We start from the raw sequence: 20,763 nt of genomic DNA on the forward strand, positions 1-20,763 counted from the left end.
TCATTGTGCGGCTGACAAGGAGAGAGGCGTGAGGCGACTGCCCGGGATTTTATTGCTCACCGTGGCAACACTGATTGTTATCGTCGCGCTGCTGGTGAGTGGCTTGCGTCTCGTGTTGCCGCAGCTCGATGCCTGGCGTCCGCAGCTGCTGGAGAAGATCTCCTCTCTCACCGGCACGCCGGTGGATGCCTCGCAGATCGCCGCCAGCTGGCAAACTTTTGGCCCAACATTAGATGTCCGCGATATTCATGTCGGGCTGAAAGATGGCGGGACAATGGCGGTCAAGCGCGTGACCCTGGCGCTGGACGTCTGGCAGAGTCTGTTGCATATGCGCTGGCAGTTCCGTGATCTCACCTTCTGGCAGCTGCAGATCCATACCAATACCCCTATTCAGACCAATGACGGCGGTGAAAGCCTGAAAACCGACCGCGTCAGCGATCTCTTTTTACGTCAGTTCGACCACTTTACTCTGCGCGACAGCCATCTGAGCTTCCTGACTATTTCCGGTCAGCGGGCGGAGCTGGCGGTCCCGCAGCTGACCTGGCTGAACGGCAGGAACCGTCACCGCGCCGAGGGGCAGCTCAGCCTTTCCAGTCTCACCGGCCAGCATGGCGTCATGCAGGTGCGGATGGATCTCCGCGATGAGGATGGCCTGCTGAACAAAGGCCGGGTCTGGCTGCAGGCTGACGATATTGACGTCAAGCCCTGGCTGGGCCGCTGGATGCAGGACAATATTGCCCTGAAAAGCGCCCGCTTCAGCCTCGAAGGCTGGATGACCATTGAAAAAGGCGATGTGGCCAGCGGCGACGTATGGCTGAAAAAAGGGGGCGCCAGCTGGCAGGGGGATAGCAAGGTTCATCACCTGTCAGTGGATAACCTGACGGCGCATCTCTCCCATGACAAGCAGAGCTGGGGCTTCTACATTCCCGATACGCGGATCGCGATCGACGATAAACCCTGGCCAAGCGGCGCGCTGGCGATGGCGTGGATCCCTGCGCAGGATGTCGGTGGCGACGGTCATCAGCGTAGCGATGAATTACGTATTCGCGCCAGCAACTTAGCCCTCAGCGGTCTGAGCGGACTGCAGCCGTTTGCCGATAAGCTGGCGCCTTCATTGGGCGAACTCTGGCGCACCACGCAGCCCAGCGGCAAAATCAACCTGCTGGCTCTCGATATTCCCCTGCAGGCGACGGAGAAAACGCGCTTTCAGGCGCAGTGGAGCGATCTGGCGTGGAAGCAGTGGAAGCTCCTGCCGGGAGCGGAACACTTTTCCGGCAGCCTGAATGGCAGCGTTGAGCATGGGGAACTGCGCGCGCGCATGACGAAGGCGCTGATGCCGTATACCGGTGTTTTCCGGGCCCCGCTGGAGATCGCCGCTGGCGAAGCCACCCTCAGCTGGGTAAAAAATGACAAAGGGTTTATGCTTGATGGCCGCGATATTGACGTGCAGGCGACGGGGGTACGCGCCCGCGGCGGCTTCCGCTATCTGCAACCGCAGGGGGACGATCCCTGGCTGGGCATTCTGGCGGGGATCAGCACCAACGATGGCGGCCAGGCGTGGCGTTACTTCCCGGAAAACCTGATGGGCAAAGCGCTGGTGGACTATCTCAGCAGCGCGATAAAAGCCGGACAGGCACGCGATGCGACGCTGGTGTATGGCGGCAACCCACATCTGTTCCCGTATCCGCACAACGAAGGACAGTTCCAGGTTTACGTCCCGCTGAAGAATGCCACTTTCGCTTTTCAACCGGACTGGCCGGCGCTGACCGGGTTGAATATCGACCTTAATTTTATCAACAGCGGCCTGTGGATGCGGGCGGAGAAAGCGATGCTCGGCAACGTAACCGCCAGCAATCTCGATGCCGCGATCCCGGATTATGCACAGGAAAAACTGCTGATTGATGCCGATATCAAAGGCCCGGGGAAAGAGGTGGGACCTTATTTCAACACCACGCCGCTGAAAGAGACCCTGGGAGCGGCGCTGGATTCCCTGCAGCTGGATGGTGATGTAAGCGCTCGCTTACATCTGAACATTCCCCTCGATGGCGAAATGACCACCGCGAAAGGCGATGTGCATCTGCAGAATAACGATCTGTTTATCAAGCCGTTAGATACCACGCTGCAGAATCTGAGCGGTAATTTCAGCTTTGTGAATGGCGATCTTAATAGTCAAACGTTGAGCGCGACCTGGTTTAATCAGCCGCTGAACCTCAATTTTTCCACCCGCGAAGGCGAAAAAGCATTTCTGGTGGATGTCGGGATGAACGCCAGCTGGCAACCGTCGCGCACCGGGCTGCTGCCGAAAGCGGTTAATGAGGCGCTGAGCGGTAGCGTTCCGTGGGAGGGTAAAGTCGCTATCGAACTGCCGTACCATGGCAATGCCAGCTATAAGGTTGATATCAATGGCGATCTGAAGAATGTGAGCAGTCACTTACCTTCACCGGTCAACAAGCCCGCTGGCGAACCCCTGCCGGTCAAAATTAATGTTGCCGGCGGTCTGAGCAGCTTCGACCTGACCGGTTCCGTTGGCGCGAAGAATCATATCAACAGCCGCTGGTTGCTGAACCGTAAGCTGACGCTGGACAGAGCGATCCTCACGACGGACAGCAAAGGCCCCTCTCCGCTGCCCGACCAGCCCGGCGTTGAGCTCAATCTGCCGCCGATGGATGGCGCGCAGTGGCTGGCGCTGTTCCAGAAGGGCGCGGCGAATGAAGTCAGCAGCAGCGTCCTCTTTCCACCGCGCATTGTGCTGCGTACGCCGTCGCTTGCGCTGGCCGGCCAGCAATGGAACAACGTGAGTCTGATGTCGCAGCCGGTCACCGGCGGTTCACAGGTTGAGGCGCAGGGGCGCGAGATCAACGCCACCCTGACGATGCGCGACAATGCCCCGTGGCTGGCAAATGTGCGTTATCTCTATTTCAACCCGGCCAGCGCCAGCGGCAAGGGCGGAACGGAGAACGTGGCCCCGCAGGCGGAGACGCGGCCGGATTTCCACGGTTGGCCCGATCTGCAGCTGCGCTGCGCGGAATGCTGGCTGTGGGGGCAAAAATATGGCCGTATCGACGGCGATGTGGCGATCAAGGGCGATACCTTAACGCTCTCCAATGGCCTGGTGGATACCGGGTTTGGCCGGCTGACGACCGACGGCGTGTGGGTTAACGCCCCTTCCGGGGTGCGCACCTCGCTGAAAGGCAGACTGCATGGCAATAAAACGGATGAATTTGCGGATTTCTTTGGCGTTTCCACACCGGTGAAGGATTCGCCGTTTGATATCGACTACGATCTGCACTGGCGCGCGCCGCCCTGGTCACCCGATGTCGCGTCGCTCAATGGGATCATTAAAAGCCACCTCGGCAAGGGTCAGTTTACCGACCTGAGTACCGGACACGCAGGCCAGCTGCTGCGTTTGCTGAGCGTCGATGCCCTGCTGCGCAAACTGCGCTTCGACTTCAGCGATACCTTTAGCGAAGGATTTTACTTCGACTCGATTAACAGTACGGCCTGGATTAAGGATGCTGTACTGCATACCGATGATACGCTGGTGGATGGCCTGGAGGCGGACATTGCCATGAAAGGGTCGGTCGATCTGGTGCGTCGTCATCTGGACCTGCAGGCGGTGGTGGCGCCGGAGATATCCGCGACCGTCGGCGTGGCGGCGGCCTTCGCCGTCAACCCGATTGTCGGCGCGGCGGTGTTTGCCGCCAGCAAGGTGCTGGGGCCGCTGTGGAACAAAGTCTCGATACTGCGCTATCGCATCACCGGCCCGATTGACCAGCCGCAGATCAATGAAGTGCTGCGCCAGGCGCGCAGCAACAAAAAGCAATGATTTGACGATTGCCGGGAATTGCCGCAATCTCAATAGAAGCCTTCTGTATTTCCGCCTGTCAGGCGGCAACAAACGAGTAGCATAACGATGAGTCTGAACCTGGTAAGTGAACAATTACTGTCGGCAAATGGCCTGAATCATCAGGACCTGTTTGCCATTCTTGGTCAACTGACCGAGCGCCGCCTCGATTACGGCGATCTCTATTTTCAATCGAGCTATCACGAATCCTGGGTTCTGGAAGACAGCATCATTAAAGATGGGTCGTACAATATCGACCAGGGCGTAGGCGTGCGCGCCGTCAGCGGCGAAAAAACGGGCTTTGCCTACGCTGACCAGATCAGCAAGCTGGCGCTGGAGCAGAGCGCCCAGGCGGCGCGGACCATTGTGCGCGAGACGGGCAATGGCAAAGTACAGACCCTCGGCGCCGTAGAGCACAGCGCCCTCTATACCAGCATCGACCCGCTGCAGAGTATGAGCCGGGAAGAGAAGCTGGATATTCTCCGCCGGGTAGACAAAGTCGCCCGCGCGGCGGACCAGCGCGTGCAGGAGGTTTCGGCCAGCCTGAGCGGGGTCTATGAGCTGATTCTGGTGGCCGCCACCGACGGCACTCTGGCCGCCGACGTTCGTCCGCTGGTGCGCCTCTCGGTCAGCGTGCTGGTGGAGGAGGACGGCAAACGCGAGCGCGGCAGCAGCGGCGGCGGCGGGCGTTTTGGCTATGACTATTTCCTCGCCTCTCAGGAGGGCGAAGTACGGGCCGACGCCTGGGCGAAAGAAGCGGTGCGCATGGCGCTGGTTAACCTCTCGGCGGTCGCCGCCCCGGCGGGGATGCTGCCGGTGGTGCTCGGCGCCGGCTGGCCTGGCGTCCTGCTGCACGAAGCGGTCGGTCACGGCCTGGAAGGCGATTTCAACCGTCGCGGCACCTCGGTCTTTAGCGGCCATATGGGGGAATTAGTCGCCTCTGAGCTGTGCACCGTCGTGGACGACGGCACCATCGTCGACCGTCGTGGCTCGGTGGCCATCGATGACGAAGGCACGCCGGGTCAATACAATGTGCTGATCGAAAACGGCATCCTGAAAGGCTACATGCAGGATAAACTCAATGCGCGTCTGATGGACGTCGCGCCGACCGGCAACGGCCGCCGTGAATCCTATGCCCATCTGCCGATGCCGCGTATGACCAACACCTATATGCTGGCGGGCCAGTCCACGCCGCAGGAGATTATCGAGTCGGTGGACTACGGTATCTTCGCGCCTAACTTCGGCGGCGGGCAGGTGGATATCACCTCCGGTAAGTTTGTCTTCTCCACCTCCGAGGCCTATCTGATCGAAAAAGGCAAGGTCACGAAGGCGGTGAAAGGCGCTACCCTGATCGGCTCCGGGATTGAGACTATGCAGCAGATTTCGATGGTGGGTAACGATCTGCGTCTGGATAACGGCGTCGGCGTCTGTGGTAAAGAGGGCCAGAGCGTGCCGGTGGGCGTTGGCCAGCCGACCCTGAAGGTCGATAACCTCACCGTCGGCGGCACTGCCTGATCCTGAGCGGGTTCCCGGCGTCGCCGGGAACCGCTTCAGCGGGCGATCCCTCTGCCGTGCATCCCCTGATAGATCTTCGCCACGTCGACAAAATACTCCGTCAGATAATTGATACAGACCTGCACTTTCAGCGGCAGTTTATCCTTTTCGGTGTACAGGGCGTAGACCGGACGCGGATCGGACTGGTAGCTCGGCAGCAGGATCTCAAGCTCACCGCGATTGATCTCTTCGATCGCCCACATCAACGGCACATAGGCGATACCCACCCCGGCGGTCAGCCAGCGCACCAGCGTCATGGGGTCATTGGTCACAAAGCGCCCCTGCGGGGTCAGGCGGGTTGAGATCCCTTCCGGCGCGATAATGACAAACTCATTGTCCGGCCGCACGCTATATTCCAGCCAGGCATGCCCGGCAAGATCGGCCGGTTTCTCCGGATTGCCAGCCTGCGCCAGATAGCTTTTCGCGGCGCACAACACCATCGGCATTGAGCCCAGACGGCGGGAAAAAAGACTGGAATCCTGCAGGGCGCCCACGCGGATCACCACGTCAAGACCGTCGGCGATCAGGTCCGGGGCAGGTATGCCGGTGACCAGATTGACGGAGAGCCCGGGGTATTCTTTCAGCATTTTCGCCGTTATGCGCGCCAGAACATTCTGTGCCATAGTTGAAGAGCAGCCGATACGCAGCGTTCCGATGGGGGTGTTGTTAAATGCGTATAATTGCTCATGGACATCCTGTGCTTCAAACAGCATCCTACGGCAGCCCTGATAGTAAATTTTACCTGCTTCCGTTAAGCCAAGGCTGCGGGTGCTGCGGTTGAGTAGCTTCACCTGCAGTTCATCTTCCAGTTTGGCGACGGTCTGACTGATCGAGGAAACGCTCATCTGAAGCTGGCGGGCCGCTGCGGTGAAGGAACCTAATTCGACCACTTTGGCGAAAACGGACATGCGCTTTAATCGTTCCATTATTCACTCTGGCTTAAAAGTGATTTAGATCACACATTGTAGATAATGCGGCAATCGTTACGTTAATATATTGTTAGCTACATAATAAACGCATCTGCTCACTACCTGTACGCTTCTTATTCAAGGTCATCATGAGTCTGTTTCCTGTCATCGTGATTTTCGGCTTATCGTTTCCGCCGATCTTCTTCGAGTTGCTTTTGTCGCTGGCCATCTTCTGGCTGGTGCACCGATTGCTGGTTCCGACCGGCATTTACGATTTTGTCTGGCACCCTGCACTGTTTAATACGGCGCTATATTGCTGCCTTTTTTATTTGATATCGCGCTTGTTCGTTTGAGGTTGATGTGAAAACACTAACAAGAAATATCCTCCGTACCGCTATTACCGTGATACTGGTCATTTTGGCCTTCGTGGCGATTTTCCGCGCCTGGGTTTACTACACCGCCTCGCCGTGGACGCGGGATGCGCGCTTTAGCGCCGACATTGTGGCCATTGCTCCCGACGTCTCCGGGCTGATTTCCCAGGTAAACGTCAAGGATAACCAACTGGTTAAGAAAGACCAGGTATTGTTCGTTATTGATCAACCTCGTTACCAAAAAGCGCTGGCGCAGGCGGAAGCCGATGTCGCCTACTACCAGACCTTAGCCCAGGAAAAACGTGTCGAAGCCGGTCGGCGTAATAAGCTTGGCGTCCAGGCGATGTCGCGGGAAGAGATTGACCAGGCGAACAACGTGCTGCAGACCGTTGAGCATCAGCTGGCGAAAGCGGTGGCCAGCCGCGACCTGGCCAGACTGGACCTGCAGCGCACAGAGATTCGCGCCCCCGCTGATGGCTGGGTGACCAACCTTAACGTCTATACCGGGGAATTTATCACTCGCGGCTCCACGGCGGTGGCGCTGGTGAAAGAGAATACATTTTACGTCATGGCCTATCTGGAAGAGACCAAACTGGAAGGCGTCCGCCCTGGATATCGGGCGGAAATTACCCCACTTGGCAGCAGCAAAACCATTAAAGGCACGGTGGACAGTATCGCTGCGGGGGTAACCAACGCCAGCAGCAGCAGCGACTCGAAAGGGATGGCTTCGGTGGATTCCAACCTTGAATGGGTGCGTCTGGCGCAGCGTGTGCCGGTTCGTATTCGCCTTGACCACCAGCAGGGGAATCTGTGGCCATCGGGCACGACGGCGACGGTGGTGATCACCGGTAAAGAAGACCGTGATACCAGCCAGGCCAACTTCTTCCAGAAACTGGCTATGCGCCTGCGCGAATTCGGTTAATCGCTATGGGGACATATACTATTGCTCCCCAGCATCTCCGCTTTGCTATTAAGCTTGCATGCGCGGTGGTGTTGGCGCTGTTCGTCGGCTTCCATTTTCAGCTCGAAACGCCGCGCTGGGCGGTGCTGACCGCGGCGATTGTCGCCGCTGGCCCGGCCTTTGCCGCCGGGGGAGAGCCGTACTCCGGCGCGATCCGCTATCGCGGCATGTTGCGTATTGCCGGGACCTTTATTGGCTGTATTGCGGCGCTGGTCATCATCATCCTGATGATCCGCGCCCCTCTGCTGATGATGCTGGTCTGCTGCCTGTGGGCCGGGTTTTGTACCTGGGTTTCGTCGCTGGTCAAGGTCGAAAACTCCTATGCCTGGGGGCTGGCCGGATACACCGCGCTGATTATCATTATTACCATCCACACCGATCCGATGCTGGCGCCGCAGTTTGCCGTTGAGCGCTGCAGCGAAATCGTCATCGGGATTGTCAGCGCCATCGTCGCCGATCTGCTGTTCTCCCCGCGTTCGATTAAAAAAGAGATCGACCTTGAACTGGATAACCTGCTGATTGCGCAGTATAAGCTGATGCAGTTATGCGTTGCGCACGGCGAAAAAGATGAAGTGGATCAGGCCTGGGGAGCGCTGGTGCGTCGCACCACGGCGCTGGAAGGAATGCGCAGTAACCTGATTATGGAGTCCTCTCGCTGGGCTAAGGCGAATCAACGCCTGAAGGCGATCAATACCCTCTCGCTAACGCTTATCACCCAGGCTTGCGAAACCTACCTGATTCAGAACTCGCGCCCGGAAATGGTGACGGACGACTACCGCGAGCTGTTCGCTGAGCCGGTTGAGACGGTGCAGGATGTTCACCAGCAGCTGAAGCGTATGCGTCGCTTCCTGACATGGAAAGGCGAGCATAATACGCCGGTCACCATCTACAGCTGGGTAGGCGCAGCTACCCGTTACCTGCTGCTTAAGCGTGGCGTGGTGGGCAACACCAAAATCAGCCGCATCGAAGACGGTGTCTTGCGCGGCGAAACGGTGGTTAAAGTGGAGTCCGCCGAGCGTCACCACGCGATGGTGAACTTCTGGCGTACCTCCGTCTCCTGTATCCTTGGGACGCTGTTCTGGCTGTGGACGGGCTGGACCTCAGGCAGCGGCGCGATGGTAATGATTGCCGTGGTTACCGCGCTGGCGATGCGCTTGCCTAACCCGCGAATGGTGGCGATAGACTTCCTCTACGGTACTCTGGCGGCGTTACCGCTGGGTACCCTGTACTTTCTGGTGATCATGCCGGCGACGCAGCAGAGTATGCTGTTGCTTTGTATCAGCCTGGCGGCGATGGCGTTTTTTATCGGTATCGAAGTGCAGAAAAGGCGCCTCGGATCGCTGGGGGCGCTGGCGAGCACCATCAACATTCTGGTGCTGGATAACCCGATGCAGTTCCAGTTCAGTCAGTTCCTCGATAGCGCGCTGGGGCAGATCGTCGGTTGTTTCCTCGCCCTGATGGTTATTCTCATTGTCAGGGATAACTCCCGGGCAAGAACCGGTCGGGTGCTGCTGAACCAGTTTGTCTCCGCGGCGGTCTCTTCGCTGACCACCAACTCGGCGCGTCGCAAAGAGAATCATCTGCCCGCGCTCTATCAGCAGCTGTTTTTATTGCTCAACAAATTCCCCGGCGATGTCGCTCGTTTCCGACTGGCGTTGACGTTAATCATTGCCCACCAGCGCCTGCGCGATGCGCCCGTGCCGGTGAATGAGGATCTGTCGGCGTTCCATCGCCAGTTGCGACGTACCGCGGATCATGTGATCTCCGCCGGGAGCGATGATAAGCGTCGGCGCTACTTTACCCGGCTGCTGGCGGAGCTTGATGTTTATCAGGAGAAGCTGCGGGTCTGGGAGGCTTCGCCGCAGGTGACCGAGCCGGTACGGCGACTGGTTGAGATGTTGCACAAGTACCAGCATGTGCTGACCAGCAGTTAACCCATAAACCGACGCCCAGGCGTCGGGTTTTTTATCGCTATACTTAACGGCGACAGGAAGAGAAGCGGGAGGGGCTGCCATGACCACCTATACGTTTGATTTTGACGAAATCGCCGAGCAACAGGATTTCTACCGGGAGTTTTCCCGCACCTTTGAGCTGGCACAGGATAAGGTCAACAACCTTGATTCGCTATGGGACGCGGTGACCGGTGGGCTGCTGCCGCTGCCGCTGGACATTGAGTTCATCCATTTAAATGACAAGCAGCGTCGGCGCTTTGGGGCGTTAATTTTATTATTTGATGAAGCAGAGGAAGAGCTGGAGGGGGAGTTACGTTTTAACGCCCGGCAGGCATAAAAAAGCCCCCGGCAGGCGGGGGCAAGTCGTCGAAATAAGACGACGAGGGTTTATTTGTACAGCTCAGCGGTGGCGTGCCAGCTATCGCCGGTACGTGCTTCAATAATACGGTAGCTGCTGGCGCCTTCTTTCTCGGCTTTAGCGGCCAGTTCCTGACGCATGTCCATTGGCGCACTACCTACCTGGGAAACCGAGATGGTGCCCATGGACTGCAGGTTCTGGGCTTGCTCAGCGTTCACTTGCTGCACGGCCGCGCTAGCGCCGAAAGAGAGAAGGGAAGCCAGGCCAAGGGATGCGATGATCATTGCGCGTTTCATAATCTTTACTCCAGTCTTTGTTTTGCCGCGGCGGGGCGATGAATGAGGCCGGGCCGCGGTAGAGAATTTTTGTCGGGTTAATCGTTGACGATCTAAAACTTATTTATACAGCTCAGCAGTGGCATGCCAGTGGTCGCCAGTGCGGGCTTCGATAATGCGGTAAGAAGAAGCCCCTTCTTCCTGCGCTTTTTTGTTCAGCATTTCATGCATATCCATCGGGGAAGAGGCTACCGCGCCGACGGAAACTGTACCGATGGCCTCGCGGCCCTGGGCTTGCTCGCTGTTGATAACATCAGCGGCGAAAGCGCCAAACGACATGACGGACAGGATGCTGAGAGCTGCTACAGTGGTTTTGATTTTCATGATGTTCACCTCGTCGAATCTTTTTGTTGAGGGTCTTTGTTTCGTGACCCTCATCACAAAAACAAGTATACACTAATCACCAAAAATATTAATACCATGCTAATTGTTTTGTGCGTTAATAGTTACAATAAATTGCGCTTTTTATAACCGATAAGAATTAAAAATGACGAGTCACCGACAGAGATAAGTTTTATTTCTAATAAAATCATAAAGGTATACGATTTTGATCTTTCGTGCGTTTTAGGCGTTTCCCTTACGTAAAAGAACGTATAGACAGGCTAAATCACACGAAATGTTAAATTTTTGTTGAGTTGAAAGGGGGGAGGGAGAGAAGAGGGGGAATCACCCTCTGACGGTTGCCAGAGGGGAATGCTCAGAGTTCCTGTTCGAACAGCACCAGGATAGCGTCGTGCAGATCTTTCACTGTGAAACCGCGCGCTGGCGTGGTGAAGATGGTGTCATCCCCGGCGATGCTGCCAAGAATACCTTCCGCCTTGCCCAGCGAGTCGAGAAGACGGGCGATCAGCTGCGCTGCCCCGGGGCTGGTGTGAATCACCACGACGGCATCGTTATAATCGATATCCAGCACCAGATTTTTCAGCGGGCTGGAGGTGGTCGGCACGCCAAGCTCGGCAGGCAGGCAATAGACCATTTCCATTTTGGCGTTACGGGTACGAACCGCGCCAAATTTGGTGAGCATGCGGGAAACCTTCGATTGGTTGATATTCTCGAAGCCTTCTTCCTGCAGCGCCTGGACGATCTCTCCCTGCGAGCTGAATTTCTCTTCTTTAAGCAGCGCTTTAAACGCTTTAACCAGTTCTTCTTGTTTTGCCGAACTTCGCATAAGTCACCCAGATTATGGTGGTAAAATCAACATCATTATGCATAACCGTGAATTTTTATGCAAATAATCCGCGAGGGGATAGGTCAATAATGTTATGAAGGGGGCATATTTTAGCAAAAAAACCGTATAAGGAACATGTTCTCATCACAACGCTTAAAGGCATGTAAAAGTAAATGAAATGTTATTGAGTTGGTGTTGTTTTGCGCAACTGGCTGGGTGTATTGTAACCAATAGTCGATCCGGTACTTCGCTTTGCTGGATGGTCAGTCAGGAAGCATAAAGTGCGCCGCTGTTCTATTGCTACGCACAATAATGCATTCTTCAGCCATAATCATTGTAATTGTTCATCTTGTGAATTAAGGTCCAGGCGACGGAATAACGAAAGACTAAATTAACCATAATAAGGAGTTTAGGATGAAAGTTGCAGTCCTTGGCGCTGCCGGTGGTATCGGCCAGGCGCTTGCCCTACTACTTAAGACCCAACTGCCTTCAGGTTCAGAGCTCTCGTTGTACGACATCGCTCCGGTTACGCCGGGCGTGGCGGTAGATCTAAGTCATATCCCCACAGATGTAAAAATTAAAGGATTTTCCGGTGAAGATGCTACCCCGGCGCTGGAAGGCGCTGATGTGGTGCTGATCTCCGCGGGCGTAGCGCGTAAGCCCGGCATGGATCGTTCCGACCTGTTTAATGTGAATGCGGGTATCGTTAAGAACCTCGTGCAGCAGATTGCCAAAACCTGCCCGCAGGCCTGCATCGGCATTATTACCAACCCGGTGAACACCACCGTGGCCATCGCCGCCGAAGTGCTGAAAAAAGCCGGCGTGTACGATAAAAACAAACTGTTCGGCGTGACTACGCTGGACATCATCCGCTCCAATACCTTTGTGGCGGAGCTGAAAGGTCAATCGGCAACCGAGGTGGAAGTCCCGGTTATTGGCGGTCACTCCGGGGTCACCATTCTGCCTTTACTGTCGCAGATCCCGGGCGTCAGCTTTAGCGATCAGGAAGTGGCCGATCTGACTAAACGCATTCAAAACGCCGGTACCGAGGTCGTGGAAGCGAAAGCGGGCGGCGGGTCGGCGACCTTGTCGATGGGTCAGGCGGCTGCGCGCTTTGGCCTTTCTCTGGTTCGCGCCATGCAGGGAGAAAAAGGCGTAGTGGAGTGCGCCTACGTGGAAGGCGACGGCCAGTATGCGCGTTTCTTCTCTCAGCCGCTGCTGCTGGGGAAGAATGGCGTAGAAGAGCGTCAGTCTATCGGCAAACTCAGCGCCTTTGAGCAGCAGGCGCTGGAAGGCATGCTGGACACCCTGAAGAAAGATATCGCGCTCGGCGAAGACTTCGTCAACAAGTAACCTCGCACGCTCAAAAAAGCCGGAACTGTTGTTCCGGCTTTTTATTGTCTTGCATTCATGATGACCGGGTTTCTGGTCAGATTCCCGGCCGGTCTGGTATTTAGCGATTAACGTGGCTCCCCAAACGGGGAGCCGCTTAGTTGGTGGCCGGGTATTCCTGGACGGCGATATGGAGCGTGATTTTCTTATCATCACGCATGATGACCACCGGAATTTCTGAACCCGGGCGGATCTCGGCCACCTGATCCATTGTCTCCAGCGCGGAGACCGCGGGTTTGTCATTCACGGAGATGATCACGTCGTTGGCGCGGATCCCCGCCTGCGCGGCCGGTCCGTCCGGCGCGACATCGTTAACGACGATCCCCTGGATCTGATCGATCCCGCCGCCCTGCGCGTGCAGCGGGGCGATCTCCCGGCCGCTAATGCCGATATAGCCGCGGATCACACGGCCATCCCGGATCAGCTTGTCCATAATTTTGGTCGCTAACTGGAACGGGATCGCAAAGCCAATGCCTTCAGGCGTTTCGCCGTCGTTGCTCTTGTCAAAGGAGAGGGTGTTAATCCCCATCAGCTCGCCGAGGGAGTTCACCAGCGCCCCGCCGGAGTTACCGTGGTTGATCGAGGCGTCAGTCTGCAGGAAATTCTGGCGGCCGGTGGGGTTGAGGCCAATGCGCCCTGTGGCGCTGATGATCCCCTGGGTGATGGTCTGTCCCAGGTTATAGGGGTTGCCAATCGCCAGCACCACATCGCCGATGTGCGGCGTGCGTTTCGGGTTGATCGGGATCACCGGCAGCCCGCCGGTAGCGTTGATCTTCAGCACCGCGAGGTCGGTCAGGGAATCGGAGCCTACCAGCAGCGCTTCGAAGACCCGGCCGTCCTGCAGAGCGACGATAATCTGGTCGGCATCGTTAATCACATGCTTGTTGGTCAGGATATAGCCGCGCTGGTCCATGATCACCCCGGAGCCAAGCGTCAGCTGATTATGGCTGGTGCTGTTCAGGGCGCGGTTATAGACGTTCACTACGGCGGGCGCGGCGCGGCGTACGGCGGCGTTATAGCTCGCCGGGGAGTCGTCTGCCGTATCGTTCTGGGTGGTCGGCGCTAGCTGCCACTGGCGCAGCGAGGGCATCAGGGCCAATAGCAGGCCCCCGACAAGCAAACCGATGAGTACTGAACGTAATAACTTTCCAGGCATGATGCAGATATCGTTAATGAATGGTCAGGCGCAGCATAGCATGAGTTGTCCGGACATCGCACATGGCGGCGATGTCCGGGGAGACAATCAGCGCAGCAGCAGATAGATGCTTTCGTTGCCGCGGATCACGTTCAGGGCGATGACCGGCGGTTTGCCTTCGAGCACTTTGCGTAATTCGGCAATCGAATGAATACGCTCGCGGTTAAGGCCAATGATAATGTCATCCTTATGCAGGCCGACCTGGGCGGCGGCGCTGCCTTTATCGACATTATCGATCACCACCCCTTTGGTGCCATCTTTCATCTGACCGTCGCTGAACGAGGCACCCTGCAGAGCCGGGATAATCAGCTCAGCGCTGGCGGTGGAGGAGGTGCTCTTATCCAGCGTCACTTCGACATCGACCGGTTTTCCATCGCGCAGCAGGCCCAGTTTGACTTTGGTCCCCGGCTCGGTGGTGGCGATCCGCGAGCGCAGTTCGGCAAAACTATTCAGCGGCTTGCCGTTCAGGCTAACGATGACGTCGCCGGATTTGATCCCCGCTTTGGCGGACCCGGAGTTTGGCAGCACTTCACTGACGAAGGCGCCGCGCTGAACGTTGAGGTTCATCGCCTTGGCGATATCGGCGCTCATTTCCATGCCTTTAATGCCCAGCAGGCCGCGCTTGATTTCGCCAAACTGAATGAGCTGGTCGGCGAGGGTTTTCGCCATGTTGCTCGGGATGGCGAAGCCGATGCCGATGCTGCCGCCGCCCGGCGCCAGGATCGCGGTGTTGATCCCGATAAGCTCGCCGTTGAGGTTCAACAGCGCGCCGCCGGAGTTGCCGCGGTTGATGGAGGCATCGGTCTGGATGAAATTCTCCAGCCCTTCAAGGTTCAGGCCGCTGCGGCCAAGGGCAGAGATAATGCCGGAGGTGGCGGTCTGACCAAGGCCGAACGGGTTGCCGACGGCGACGGCGAAGTCGCCGACGCGGAGTTTATCGGAGTCAGCAATGGCGATTTGCGTCAGGTTTGACGGCTTAATCAGCTGCAGCAGAGCAATGTCGCTCTGTTCATCGCTACCGACCAGTTTGGCATCAAATTCACGACCATCGTTCAGCTGGACGCTGATCTTCTGCGCCTGATTGATGACGTGGTTATTGGTCAGCACGTAGCCTTTCGCTGCGTCGATAATGACGCCGGAGCCAAGCCCTTCGAACGGCTGCGCCTGCTCTTGCGGGGCGTTATCGCCAAAATATTTCTTCAGCTCTTCCGGCATATTGAGCGTCGGCGAGGCAGTGCCTTCCACCTGGACGCTGACTACCGCCGGCAGGACCTTTTCCAGCATCGGCGCCAGGCTTGGTAACGCGCCCTGGCCGGGCACCTGAGTCGGTAAGGATGCTGCTGCCGGAGGCAGAACCGACAACGATAACCCAATGCTTAACGCTAACGCACTCAACAGCAAAGTCTGTTTCTTCATTAGATGCTGGCTCTCGTAACCTGAGGTGTATGGAAAAATGTCCTGAATAACCTGATGTTATTGAATTTTTGCGCAGGTAACAATGTGGGGACTGGTTTAAATTGTAGCCGGGAAGTGGGGGAAGGAGCGGGCGCGATGGGCGCGCCCGGAGAATATTTTATCAGAGGCGATTGTTTAATCGCGTTTTGCGCCACCGCGCAGTAATCCGGATGCGCCTTCGGAGTAGTCGCGCGGCATCTGGACCGGCGCCTGATCGTTGCTGGCTTCAGACTCTTCCAGGCGGTTGCGGAACGGGTTGGCGTCTGCCATGGAATCCGGCAGCAGGTTGTTAGAGCTTTTCGCCATATGCTGATACAGCTGACGGTAGTCGTGCGCCATGTTATCCAGCAGCTCAGCGCTGCGCGCAAAATGGCTGACCAGCTCTTCACGGTACTCTTCAAGCTCGGCTTTATTCTTTTCCAGTTCGAACTGCAGCGCCTGCTGCTGGCGCAGTTTGCGGTTGCCGAAACGCATGGCGACGGCACCAATGATGATACCGACGACTAACCCAATTAGCGCGTATTCCCAGGTCATGAACATCTCCCGTTGTATTGTGGTTCCGTAGGTTGGCTCTTAGGCTCTCCGCCTGCGCCCGATAGTGCCACTATAACCGCTAATTCCACAGAAGTGGAATCCTGGCGTATCATCGCGTAGTGTAGAACGGCCTTTTTTTCGTCAATCGTGAGCTTCGACATCACGGTTTTCAAGGAATAACAATTAGATCATGCAAAGCCTGTCTCCAACATCGCGTTACCTTTCAGCCCTGAAAGAGGGCAGCCATCAACCCGACGACGTCCAGCAAGAAGCGGTGAGCCGCCTCGATACCATTTACCAGGAACTGCAGACTCAGCCCGCGCCCGTCGCGTCAGGCGGCGGTTTGCGCGCGAAATTCGGCAAACTGCTGGGTAAGCGCGAACCAGCAGCCGAGGCGGCGCCCGTCCGCGGCCTGTATATGTGGGGCGGCGTGGGGCGGGGGAAAACCTGGCTGATGGACCTGTTTTACCAGAGCCTGCCGGGCGAGCGTAAGCAGCGCCTGCATTTCCATCGCTTTATGCTGCGGGTGCACGAAGAGCTGACCACCCTGCAGGGCCATAGCGACCCGCTGGACATTGTCGCCGACCGCTTTAAAGCGGAAACCGACGTGCTCTGTTTCGACGAGTTTTTTGTCTCCGATATAACCGACGCCATGCTGTTGGGCGGGCTGATGAAGGCCCTGTTCGCCCGCGGCATCACGCTGGTGGCGACCTCCAATATTCCGCCGGATGAGCTCTATCGCAATGGCCTGCAGCGCGCCCGTTTTCTGCCCGCTATCGACGCCATCAAGCAACATTGCGATATTATGAACGTCGATGCCGGCATCGATTATCGCTTGCGTACCCTGACCCAGGCGCACCTGTGGCTGTCGCCGCTGAATAACGACACCCGCGAACAGATGGATAAACTGTGGCTGGCGCTGGCCGGCGCGCCGCGCGCTGCCGGGCCGACGCTGGAGATCAACCATCGCGAGCTGCCGACCCTCGGCGTGGAAAACCAGACGCTGGCGGCGTCGTTCGCCACGTTGTGCGTGGATGCCCGTAGCCAGCATGACTATATCGCGCTCTCCCGCCTGTTCCACACCGTGATGCTGTTCGACGTGCCGGTGATGACCGCGCAGCTGGAGAGCGAAGCCCGGCGCTTTATCGCCCTGGTGGATGAGTTCTATGAGCGCCACGTGAAGCTGGTGGTCAGCGCGGCGGTGCCGCTGTACGACATTTATCAGGGAGAGCGGCTGAAGTTTGAGTTTCAGCGCTGTCTGTCGCGTCTGCAGGAGATGCAGAGCGAAGAGTACCTCAAGCGCCCGCATATGCCCTGACAGGATACTTTTTCCCGGCGAATTCAGGGCCGCAGGGCCGCCCCGGGAGCTGCCTGAAAAATCTCATAAAGGGGTCGATCTTTGACCCCGACTTCTCTATAATCTTGCGACCCCACGTTACGAGAAGGTTTTTTTCCCGAAACTTTCTATGTGCCGGCATAGGCTATTCGAAGGGGTAGGTTTGCTGGACAATGTCGTGTGAACCTCAACTGACTAAACGTTTGGGTGTTCACCAACGTGTAACTTATTATTTGGGTAAGCTTTTAATGAAAACTTTTACAGCTAAACCAGAAACCGTAAAACGCGACTGGTATGTTGTTGACGCGACCGGTAAAACTCTGGGCCGTCTGGCTACTGAACTGGCTCGTCGCCTGCGCGGTAAGCACAAAGCGGAATACACTCCGCACGTTGATACCGGTGATTACATCATCGTTCTGAACGCAGAAAAAGTTGCTGTTACCGGCAACAAGCGCGAAGACAAAATGTACTACCACCACACCGGCCACATCGGTGGTATCAAAGAAGCGACCTTTGAAGAGATGATTGCCCGCCGTCCTGAGCGTGTGATTGAAATCGCGGTTAAAGGCATGCTGCCAAAAGGCCCGCTGGGTCGTGCTATGTACCGTAAACTGAAAGTTTACGCGGGTAACGAGCACAACCACGCGGCACAGCAACCGCAAGTTCTTGACATCTAATCGGGATTATAGGCAATGGCTGAAAATCAATACTACGGCACTGGTCGCCGCAAAAGTTCCGCAGCTCGCGTTTTCATCAAACCGGGCAACGGCAAAATCGTTATCAACCAGCGTTCTCTGGAACAGTACTTCGGTCGTGAAACTGCCCGCATGGTAGTTCGTCAGCCGCTGGAACTGGTCGACATGGTTGAGAAACTGGATCTGTACATCACTGTTAAAGGTGGTGGTATCTCTGGTCAGGCTGGTGCGATCCGTCACGGTATCACCCGCGCTCTGATGGAGTACGACGAGTCCCTGCGTTCTGAACTGCGTAAAGCTGGCTTCGTCACTCGTGACGCTCGTCAGGTTGAACGTAAGAAAGTCGGTCTGCGTAAAGCACGTCGTCGTCCGCAGTTCTCCAAACGTTAATTGTTTTCTGCTCACGCAGAACAATTTGCGAAAAAACCCGCTCCGGCGGGTTTTTTTATGGATAAAACGGCTGTTATCCACAAGCTTACCGCCGGTTCTTGCCACTTTTTCAGCATTTCCAGAATCCCCTCACCACAACGTCTTCAAAATCTGGTAAACTATCATCCAATTTTCTGCCCAAATGCTGGTGATTGTTCATTTTTTGTTTTATTCGTGAACGAAGGTGACATCGCGCTACTGGGGTTTTTACATCTGGCCGGCCATGAGTGGCTGGCAGCAGTACAAAATTCTGAATATACCTGGAGGTTTTCATGGCTGTCGCTGCCAACAAACGTTCGGTAATGACGCTGTTTTCTGGTCCTACTGACATCTATAGCCATCAGGTCCGCATTGTGCTGGCCGAGAAGGGTGTCAGTTTTGAGATAGAGCACGTGGAGAAGGACAACCCGCCTCAGGATCTGATTGACCTCAACCCGAATCAAAGCGTACCGACGCTGGTGGATCGTGAGCTCACTCTGTGGGAATCCCGCATCATTATGGAATACCTGGATGAGCGTTTCCCGCACCCGCCGTTAATGCCGGTTTATCCGGTGGCGCGTGGCGAAAGCCGTCTGTATATGCAACGTATCGAGAAGGACTGGTATTCGCTGATGAACACCATCCAGAGCGGTACCGCAGCGCAAGCTGATGCTGCGCGTAAGCAACTGCGTGAAGAACTGCTGGCCATCGCACCGGTGTTCACCCAGAAACCTTACTTCCTGAGCGATGAGTTCAGCCTGGTGGATTGCTACCTGGCGCCGCTGCTGTGGCGTCTGCCGGTTCTCGGTGTGGAGCTGGTTGGCGCAGGCGCGAAAGAGCTCAAAGGCTATATGACTCGCGTATTTGAGCGTGATTCCTTCCTCGCCTCTTTAACTGAAGCCGAGCGTGAAATGCGCCTCGGTCGGGGCTAAATAATGGATGTATCACAGCTGACGCCGCGTCGCCCGTATCTGCTGCGGGCGTTTTATGACTGGCTGCTGGATAACCAGCTGACGCCGCATCTGGTGGTGGATGTCACGCTGCCGGGCGTGCTCGTGCCGATGGAGTATGCGCGCGACGGGCAAATCGTTCTCAATATTGCCCCGCGTGCGGTAGGTAATCTTGAGCTGGCGAACGACGAAGTGCGCTTCAACGCGCGCTTTGGCGGCGTGCCGCGCAACGTATCTGTCCCGCTGGCTGCGGTACTCGCCATCTATGCCCGTGAGAACGGCGCCGGCACGATGTTTGAACCGGAAGCGGCCTATGACGAAGACGTCAGCAGCCTCAACGATGATGACGTCGCGCCTGAGAGTGAAAGCGAAACGGTGATGTCGGTGATTGATGGCGACAAGCCCGATAATCACGACGACGATCCTGACGACACGCCGCCGCCGCGCGGCGGTCGCCCGGCGCTGCGCGTGGTGAAGTAAATCCCTTCTCTGACAGGCCCTGCGGGGCCTGTTTTTTTGTCTGTCCGCTTTGTTAACTCTGCCACAAACGAGGCGCCCCATGGCTGGTACTGTCATCGCCACAGGTAGCTTTCAGGGAGCCGACATGTCTTTACTCGCACAACTGGACCAGCGTATCCGTCACCATGGCGGATTAATTGTCTCCTGCCAGCCGGTGCCGGGCAGCCCGCTGGATAACCCCGCCATCGTCGCGGCGATGGGGCTGGCGGCGGAGCAGGCGGGGGCGGTGGCGCTGCGCATAGAAGGTCTGGCCAACCTGCAGGCCGTTCGTCCGTTAGTGACGGTGCCTGTTATCGCGCTGATTAAGCGCGATCTGCATGATAGCCCGGTGCGTATTACGCCGTGGCTTGAGGATGTGAATGCCCTGGCGCAGGCAGGGGCCGATATCATTGCGGTTGACGGCACGCGGCGTCAGCGTCCGGCCTCTGTCGCATCGTTGTTGGCGGCAATTCACCGCCAGGGGAAAAATGCGATGGCAGATTGTTCCTCTCTCGACGATGCCCTTGAATGCTGGCAATTGGGCTTCGATATGGTTGGCACCACCCTCTCAGGCTATACCGCAGAGGAGACACCGGTCGAGCCGGATCTGGCGCTGGTGAAAAGCCTGAGCGCCGCGGGCTGCAGAGTGGTCGCTGAGGGACGCTACAATACGCCTGCGCAGGCGGCTGAGGCAATGCGCTGCGGCGCGTGGGCGGTGACCGTCGGCTCGGCGATCACCCGCTTAGAACATATCTGCGGCTGGTATAATACGGCGCTGAAAGCGGCGGTTTGCCCGGCGAATGGGCAATAAAAAAGCCCGATGGCGTTAACCATCGGGCTTTTATGCGC

The 20,763-nt window shown here is 56.9% G+C and carries 21 protein-coding genes; 14 read left to right on the plus strand and 7 right to left on the minus strand.

Annotation, left to right across the window (positions count from 1 at the left end):
* The first annotated feature begins 28 nt into the window (after nt 1–28).
* A complete protein-coding gene (gene yhdP, locus K5R89_RS00115; protein ID WP_217259134.1) occupies nt 29–3,826 on the plus strand; it encodes an AsmA2 domain-containing protein YhdP in 3,798 nt (1,265 codons plus the stop codon).
* Nucleotides 3,827–3,913: 87 nt separating this feature from the next.
* Nucleotides 3,914–5,359, plus strand: coding sequence for a metalloprotease TldD (tldD, locus tag K5R89_RS00120; protein WP_117134298.1), 1,446 nt, complete (start codon nt 3,914–3,916; stop codon nt 5,357–5,359).
* Nucleotides 5,360–5,394: 35 nt separating this feature from the next.
* Here the strand turns inward: tldD and aaeR are convergent, their stop codons facing one another.
* On the minus strand, nt 5,395–6,324 hold the full coding sequence (aaeR, locus tag K5R89_RS00125) for an HTH-type transcriptional activator AaeR (protein ID WP_002918641.1): 930 nt from the start codon (nt 6,322–6,324) through the stop codon (nt 5,395–5,397).
* A gap of 131 nt (nt 6,325–6,455) precedes the next feature.
* Between aaeR and aaeX the strand changes: the two genes are divergently transcribed.
* From aaeX to K5R89_RS00145, 4 genes are all read left to right on the plus strand, one after another.
* The gene (gene aaeX, locus K5R89_RS00130; protein WP_002918640.1) at nt 6,456–6,659 is read left to right on the plus strand and encodes a p-hydroxybenzoic acid efflux pump operon protein AaeX; all 204 of its coding nucleotides are present in this window, start codon (nt 6,456–6,458) and stop codon (nt 6,657–6,659) included.
* Nucleotides 6,660–6,666: 7 nt separating this feature from the next.
* Nucleotides 6,667–7,599: a p-hydroxybenzoic acid efflux pump subunit AaeA gene (gene aaeA / locus K5R89_RS00135; protein WP_023291152.1), complete on the plus strand. Its 933-nt coding sequence runs from the start codon at nt 6,667–6,669 to the stop codon at nt 7,597–7,599.
* A 5-nt stretch (nt 7,600–7,604) separates the two neighbouring features.
* Nucleotides 7,605–9,572, plus strand: coding sequence for a p-hydroxybenzoic acid efflux pump subunit AaeB (aaeB, locus tag K5R89_RS00140; RefSeq protein ID WP_023291151.1), 1,968 nt, complete (start codon nt 7,605–7,607; stop codon nt 9,570–9,572).
* A gap of 79 nt (nt 9,573–9,651) precedes the next feature.
* Entirely contained in the window at nt 9,652–9,927 is a 276-nt protein-coding gene (locus K5R89_RS00145; RefSeq protein ID WP_002918629.1) for a barstar family protein, read from the plus strand.
* Between the two features lie 50 nt (nt 9,928–9,977).
* Here the strand turns inward: K5R89_RS00145 and yhcN-B are convergent, their stop codons facing one another.
* The 3 genes from yhcN-B to argR form a co-directional block, all read right to left on the minus strand.
* Nucleotides 9,978–10,244: a DUF1471 family stress response protein YhcN-B gene (gene yhcN-B / locus K5R89_RS00150; protein ID WP_002918627.1), complete on the minus strand. Its 267-nt coding sequence runs from the start codon at nt 10,242–10,244 to the stop codon at nt 9,978–9,980.
* Nucleotides 10,245–10,343: 99 nt separating this feature from the next.
* A complete protein-coding gene (gene yhcN / locus K5R89_RS00155; RefSeq protein WP_017899932.1) occupies nt 10,344–10,607 on the minus strand; it encodes a peroxide/acid stress response protein YhcN in 264 nt (87 codons plus the stop codon).
* A 373-nt stretch (nt 10,608–10,980) separates the two neighbouring features.
* Nucleotides 10,981–11,451: a transcriptional regulator ArgR gene (gene argR / locus K5R89_RS00160; RefSeq protein WP_002918625.1), complete on the minus strand. Its 471-nt coding sequence runs from the start codon at nt 11,449–11,451 to the stop codon at nt 10,981–10,983.
* A gap of 414 nt (nt 11,452–11,865) precedes the next feature.
* Between argR and mdh the strand changes: the two genes are divergently transcribed.
* Nucleotides 11,866–12,804, plus strand: a complete 939-nt coding sequence (gene mdh, locus K5R89_RS00165) for a malate dehydrogenase (protein WP_023291150.1) — start codon at nt 11,866–11,868, stop codon at nt 12,802–12,804.
* Between the two features lie 136 nt (nt 12,805–12,940).
* Here mdh and degS read toward each other — a convergent pair whose 3' ends face one another.
* The 3 genes from degS to zapG all read right to left on the minus strand — a co-directional run bounded on the left by degS (nt 12,941) and on the right by zapG (nt 16,027).
* The gene (degS, locus tag K5R89_RS00170; protein ID WP_002918568.1) at nt 12,941–13,999 is read right to left on the minus strand and encodes an outer membrane-stress sensor serine endopeptidase DegS; all 1,059 of its coding nucleotides are present in this window, start codon (nt 13,997–13,999) and stop codon (nt 12,941–12,943) included.
* Nucleotides 14,000–14,086: 87 nt separating this feature from the next.
* Nucleotides 14,087–15,454 carry a serine endoprotease DegQ gene (gene degQ, locus K5R89_RS00175; RefSeq protein WP_017899931.1) on the minus strand — a complete coding sequence of 456 codons (1,368 nt, stop codon included), beginning with the start codon at nt 15,452–15,454 and terminating at the stop codon, nt 14,087–14,089.
* A gap of 174 nt (nt 15,455–15,628) precedes the next feature.
* Nucleotides 15,629–16,027, minus strand: coding sequence for a Z-ring associated protein ZapG (gene zapG, locus K5R89_RS00180; RefSeq protein WP_012540461.1), 399 nt, complete (start codon nt 16,025–16,027; stop codon nt 15,629–15,631).
* 190 nt (nt 16,028–16,217) lie between these two features.
* Between zapG and zapE the strand changes: the two genes are divergently transcribed.
* From zapE to K5R89_RS00215, 7 genes are all read left to right on the plus strand, one after another.
* Entirely contained in the window at nt 16,218–17,345 is a 1,128-nt protein-coding gene (gene zapE / locus K5R89_RS00185; RefSeq protein WP_023291141.1) for a cell division protein ZapE, read from the plus strand.
* 266 nt (nt 17,346–17,611) lie between these two features.
* The gene (rplM, locus tag K5R89_RS00190; protein WP_002918559.1) at nt 17,612–18,040 is read left to right on the plus strand and encodes a 50S ribosomal protein L13; all 429 of its coding nucleotides are present in this window, start codon (nt 17,612–17,614) and stop codon (nt 18,038–18,040) included.
* A 15-nt stretch (nt 18,041–18,055) separates the two neighbouring features.
* Nucleotides 18,056–18,448 carry a 30S ribosomal protein S9 gene (gene rpsI, locus K5R89_RS00195; protein WP_000829818.1) on the plus strand — a complete coding sequence of 131 codons (393 nt, stop codon included), beginning with the start codon at nt 18,056–18,058 and terminating at the stop codon, nt 18,446–18,448.
* Nucleotides 18,449–18,505: 57 nt separating this feature from the next.
* Nucleotides 18,506–18,790, plus strand: a complete 285-nt coding sequence (locus K5R89_RS00200; RefSeq protein ID WP_136070768.1) for a hypothetical protein — start codon at nt 18,506–18,508, stop codon at nt 18,788–18,790.
* On the plus strand, nt 18,760–19,398 hold the full coding sequence (gene sspA, locus K5R89_RS00205; RefSeq protein WP_002918467.1) for a stringent starvation protein SspA: 639 nt from the start codon (nt 18,760–18,762) through the stop codon (nt 19,396–19,398). Before K5R89_RS00200 ends, sspA begins: the two co-directional genes overlap by 31 nt.
* Nucleotides 19,399–19,401: 3 nt before the next feature.
* On the plus strand, nt 19,402–19,896 hold the full coding sequence (gene sspB, locus K5R89_RS00210; protein WP_002918465.1) for a ClpXP protease specificity-enhancing factor: 495 nt from the start codon (nt 19,402–19,404) through the stop codon (nt 19,894–19,896).
* Nucleotides 19,897–20,020: 124 nt separating this feature from the next.
* The gene (locus tag K5R89_RS00215; RefSeq protein WP_072420652.1) at nt 20,021–20,725 is read left to right on the plus strand and encodes an N-acetylmannosamine-6-phosphate 2-epimerase; all 705 of its coding nucleotides are present in this window, start codon (nt 20,021–20,023) and stop codon (nt 20,723–20,725) included.
* Nucleotides 20,726–20,763: the final 38 nt, after the last annotated feature.

This window comes from Klebsiella sp. TF21-TM, from assembly GCF_019753495.1.
Taxonomy (GTDB): Bacteria; Pseudomonadota; Gammaproteobacteria; order Enterobacterales; family Enterobacteriaceae; genus Klebsiella; species Klebsiella quasipneumoniae.

Coding starts and splice junctions, on each gene's coding strand:
- tldD (WP_117134298.1), top strand. CDS start 3,914: ATGAGTCTGAACCTGGTAAGTGAACAATTACTGTCGGCAAATGGCCTG.
- aaeR (WP_002918641.1), bottom strand. CDS start 6,324: ATGGAACGATTAAAGCGCATGTCCGTTTTCGCCAAAGTGGTCGAATTA.
- aaeX (WP_002918640.1), top strand. CDS start 6,456: ATGAGTCTGTTTCCTGTCATCGTGATTTTCGGCTTATCGTTTCCGCCG.
- aaeB (WP_023291151.1), top strand. CDS start 7,605: ATGGGGACATATACTATTGCTCCCCAGCATCTCCGCTTTGCTATTAAG.
- K5R89_RS00145 (WP_002918629.1), top strand. CDS start 9,652: ATGACCACCTATACGTTTGATTTTGACGAAATCGCCGAGCAACAGGAT.
- yhcN-B (WP_002918627.1), bottom strand. CDS start 10,244: ATGAAACGCGCAATGATCATCGCATCCCTTGGCCTGGCTTCCCTTCTC.
- yhcN (WP_017899932.1), bottom strand. CDS start 10,607: ATGAAAATCAAAACCACTGTAGCAGCTCTCAGCATCCTGTCCGTCATG.
- argR (WP_002918625.1), bottom strand. CDS start 11,451: ATGCGAAGTTCGGCAAAACAAGAAGAACTGGTTAAAGCGTTTAAAGCG.
- mdh (WP_023291150.1), top strand. CDS start 11,866: ATGAAAGTTGCAGTCCTTGGCGCTGCCGGTGGTATCGGCCAGGCGCTT.
- degS (WP_002918568.1), bottom strand. CDS start 13,999: ATGCCTGGAAAGTTATTACGTTCAGTACTCATCGGTTTGCTTGTCGGG.
- degQ (WP_017899931.1), bottom strand. CDS start 15,454: ATGAAGAAACAGACTTTGCTGTTGAGTGCGTTAGCGTTAAGCATTGGG.
- zapG (WP_012540461.1), bottom strand. CDS start 16,027: ATGACCTGGGAATACGCGCTAATTGGGTTAGTCGTCGGTATCATCATT.
- zapE (WP_023291141.1), top strand. CDS start 16,218: ATGCAAAGCCTGTCTCCAACATCGCGTTACCTTTCAGCCCTGAAAGAG.
- rplM (WP_002918559.1), top strand. CDS start 17,612: ATGAAAACTTTTACAGCTAAACCAGAAACCGTAAAACGCGACTGGTAT.
- rpsI (WP_000829818.1), top strand. CDS start 18,056: ATGGCTGAAAATCAATACTACGGCACTGGTCGCCGCAAAAGTTCCGCA.
- K5R89_RS00200 (WP_136070768.1), top strand. CDS start 18,506: ATGGATAAAACGGCTGTTATCCACAAGCTTACCGCCGGTTCTTGCCAC.
- sspA (WP_002918467.1), top strand. CDS start 18,760: ATGGCTGTCGCTGCCAACAAACGTTCGGTAATGACGCTGTTTTCTGGT.
- sspB (WP_002918465.1), top strand. CDS start 19,402: ATGGATGTATCACAGCTGACGCCGCGTCGCCCGTATCTGCTGCGGGCG.
- K5R89_RS00215 (WP_072420652.1), top strand. CDS start 20,021: ATGTCTTTACTCGCACAACTGGACCAGCGTATCCGTCACCATGGCGGA.